Here is a 2,842-nt window from a genome sequence, read left to right on the forward strand (position 1 = left end):
CGAGTCTGCGGGCGGGTCCCGAGCCTGGTCGCCTGCGGCTATCGTCCGAGCTCGGCCGCGAGGATCTCCTCGATGCGCTGCGAGACGTCACTGCTGTCGCGGCGCCCGGCGCCGGCCGCGCCGAGTCTGCGCCGCCCGGAGGGCTCACCGAGATAGGCCTCGAGAGCCGCGCGGCTGATTTCGGAGATCGTTACGCCCTGCCGTTCGGCCTCGTACCGCAGGAGCGCTTCGAGGTGGTCGGGGATCTTGCCGTCATCCGCTTCATGCACGCCAGCATGCCCCTGCCGCCCGACCTGTCGGATCAGGTGGGTAGCAGCGCGATGGCCTCGATGGAGACGAGGAGGCCGCGCGGCAGCCTGACGTTGGCCGGTGCCGACCGCGCGGGTGGAGGGTCCGGCATGAAGCGTGCGTAGACCTCGTTGAGCCTGGCGAAGTCGTCGACGTGCGCGTAGAAGATGGTCGTCTTCACCAGGTCGGTCAACGACGCTCCGGCTTCACTGAGGACGGCGGCGAGGTTCGTCAGGGCCTGCTCGGTCTGCGCCTCAATCCCCTCGGGCGCCAGTCCCGTGAGCGGATCGATGCCGGCCGTTCCCGAGCAGAAGACGAACCCGCCCGCGACGATCGCCTGGCTGTACGGGCCGAGGGCGGTCGGGGCCGCGGCCGACGTGACCGCTCGGCGGCCGGACGGAGTGAGAGGATCCATACCTCGTGAGGTTAGGGGAGCCGCCTCCGCTCGCCCAGAGGATCGGACGTGGTCGCCATGGTCGCCATTGCTCCGTGGTCCGTTCGTGATCGGGTGTGCTCCGGATAGATTTCGTCGCGGCTGCCACACCGGCGGGGGCTGGCGCGTCGTGAGGGTGTGGAGGCGACGGTGATGCAGGACGAGGAGTTCGTGTCCTTCCTGCGCGACCACCATGCCTCGCTCTACCGGACCGCCTATCTGCTCACCGGCACCGATGACCGGGCGGAGGAGCTGCTGCAGGACACGGTCGTGCGGCTCTACCCGCGCTGGGACCGGGTATGCCGCGCCGACTCACCGGCGGCCTACGTCAGGCGGGCGCTCATCAACGCCTTCATCAGCGGTCGGCGACGACCGTCGAGTCGCGTCCTGCCGCTGGTCGCCGAGCACGAGCAGGTATGCGGCAGTGACCCTTTCGCCGCCCTGGACGACCGTTCCGCGCTCTGGCCGCTGCTCCTCAGCCTGCCCGAGCGGCAACGTGCAGCGCTCGTGCTCCGGTTCTACGTCGACCTGCCTGACGCCGAGATCGCGGCCTCGCTCGGATGCAGGGAGGTCACCGGGGCGCAGCCTCGTCAGCCGAGGGCTCGCGACCCTGCGCCGACAGCAGGCCCACCTCTCCCCCACCCGCGACCCCGGAGGTCCCGCATGACCACCACCGACGACGACCTCGAGCAGCGACTGCGGGAGAGCCTGCGCACCGTTGGGGGATCAGTCCGGCCTCCCGACGGGCTGGTGGCGCGGCTCCACCGGGCCGCTGGGACATCTCCGAAGGCTGAGACCGAGATCCCGCGGTCCGACGTCACGACGCTGCATCAACCGTCGGACCCCAGCCGCCGAGCCCGTGACGCCCGCTGGGCGCCGCTGCTGGCGGTCGCCGCGGTCGTCGCCATCCTCGTGGTCGGGGTCGGCTTCGTCGCCTTACACCGTTCGCGCGCAACCGTTCCCGCGCCATCGTCGTATACCGGTGGTCCCATCCCGTGGTCCGAGGCCGGGGCGCGCGCGACCACGCAGCTCGCGCCGCCCACGACCATTGCCCGCGCCGCCGAGGGAACGCGTGCCTGCCTCAGCGACGACTTCCGAGTCGTCTCCGGCTCCTCGAAACGAGCACTCGGCCCCAGCGGGTGGATGGTCACGACCTACACCTTGGTCTCGGTCGCGTCATCGCCGTGCTTGCTCGGCTACGTTCTCCCCGCCGGTCTGGTCGACTCACGAGGGGTTTCCTTGCCCGTGGAGGCCGGCTCCCACGGGGGGGCGATGCCCCGCTTCGATTTGCCCCCTCGAGTGGATCCGGGCGAGCTCGTGACGGGCACGGTTTCCTGGGGTGTCGTCCAGGGCGCCACCAACCCGCCGGCTGACGTCGTGATCCTTCCGAACGGCTACAGCGCCGGCTCCCGGAGACGACCACCGCTGGCCATCTCGCTCTCCGGCGTCACGATCCCCCCGAATCCCGAGAACCCGACCACTGGCGGGGGCGACATCTGGAGGGGGGCCGCCCTCGGCAATGAGGTCACCGTCTCGCAGCCCGGGAGCCTCGCCTCACTCGTCAGCACCGTGACCGCTCCAGACTCCGTGCGCCTGGGCCAGGTTATGTCCTACGCGGTCGAGCTGAGAAATCCCACCGACGACCCGGTCAGCCTCGCGAACTGTCCCGAGCTCATCGAGGTCCTCAGCGTCGTGCCCCAGAAGGTGGCCATCTCCTCGGGACGCCACGGCCGGTTGAACTGCGCTGCCGCTCCAAGATCGATCTCGCCGCATACCGCAATCGTGTTCCAGATGAAGCTGTCGACTATTGGCGTGGTCGCCGGATCGGGCTCTCTCACCTGGCAGCTGGTTCTCAACGGGGTCGCGGTCGTCAACTCCCGGAGCTATCTCACCGTGCTGCCGTAACGCCCCAAGCCACCGAGTGTTCACCGCCTTGCCACGTCCTCGTCAGGCGACGAGCGAGGTGCAGGACTACCGTCAAGCGGGTTGTCACCGTTACTTTTCACCCCGACCGAGGAGTCCTGTTGTCCGCCGAGATCGACCGCCGCATGGTCCTGCGAGCCGGAGGGGCACTGGCCGTCGCCGCGGGGCTCAACGTCGTGCCGGGGGTCGCGTTCGCTG

The 2,842-nt window shown here is 69.8% G+C and carries 3 protein-coding genes; 1 reads left to right on the forward strand and 2 read right to left on the reverse strand.

Annotation, left to right across the window (positions count from 1 at the left end; all coding sequences use genetic code 11):
• Positions 1-38: 38 nt before the first annotated feature.
• Both Q0R63_RS22005 and Q0R63_RS22010 read right to left on the reverse strand, forming a co-directional pair.
• Positions 39-269, reverse strand: coding sequence for a hypothetical protein (locus Q0R63_RS22005; RefSeq protein ID WP_295702174.1), 231 nt, complete (start codon positions 267-269; stop codon positions 39-41).
• Between the two features lie 32 nt (positions 270-301).
• The gene (locus tag Q0R63_RS22010; RefSeq protein WP_295702176.1) at positions 302-703 is read right to left on the reverse strand and encodes a Rid family detoxifying hydrolase; all 402 of its coding nucleotides are present in this window, start codon (positions 701-703) and stop codon (positions 302-304) included.
• A 171-nt stretch (positions 704-874) separates the two neighbouring features.
• Between Q0R63_RS22010 and Q0R63_RS22015 the strand changes: the two genes are divergently transcribed.
• The gene (locus tag Q0R63_RS22015; protein ID WP_295702178.1) at positions 875-2,626 is read left to right on the forward strand and encodes a sigma factor; all 1,752 of its coding nucleotides are present in this window, start codon (positions 875-877) and stop codon (positions 2,624-2,626) included.
• Positions 2,627-2,842: the final 216 nt, after the last annotated feature.

Origin of the sequence: Lapillicoccus sp. (assembly GCF_025353065.1) — a bacterium.
Taxonomy (GTDB): domain Bacteria; phylum Actinomycetota; class Actinomycetes; order Actinomycetales; family Dermatophilaceae; genus Lapillicoccus.

Excerpts from the sequence above, each read along its gene's own strand:
- Q0R63_RS22010 (WP_295702176.1), bottom strand. The coding sequence starts at position 703 with ATGGATCCTCTCACTCCGTCCGGCCGCCGAGCGGTCACGTCGGCCGCG.
- Q0R63_RS22015 (WP_295702178.1), top strand. The coding sequence starts at position 875 with ATGCAGGACGAGGAGTTCGTGTCCTTCCTGCGCGACCACCATGCCTCG.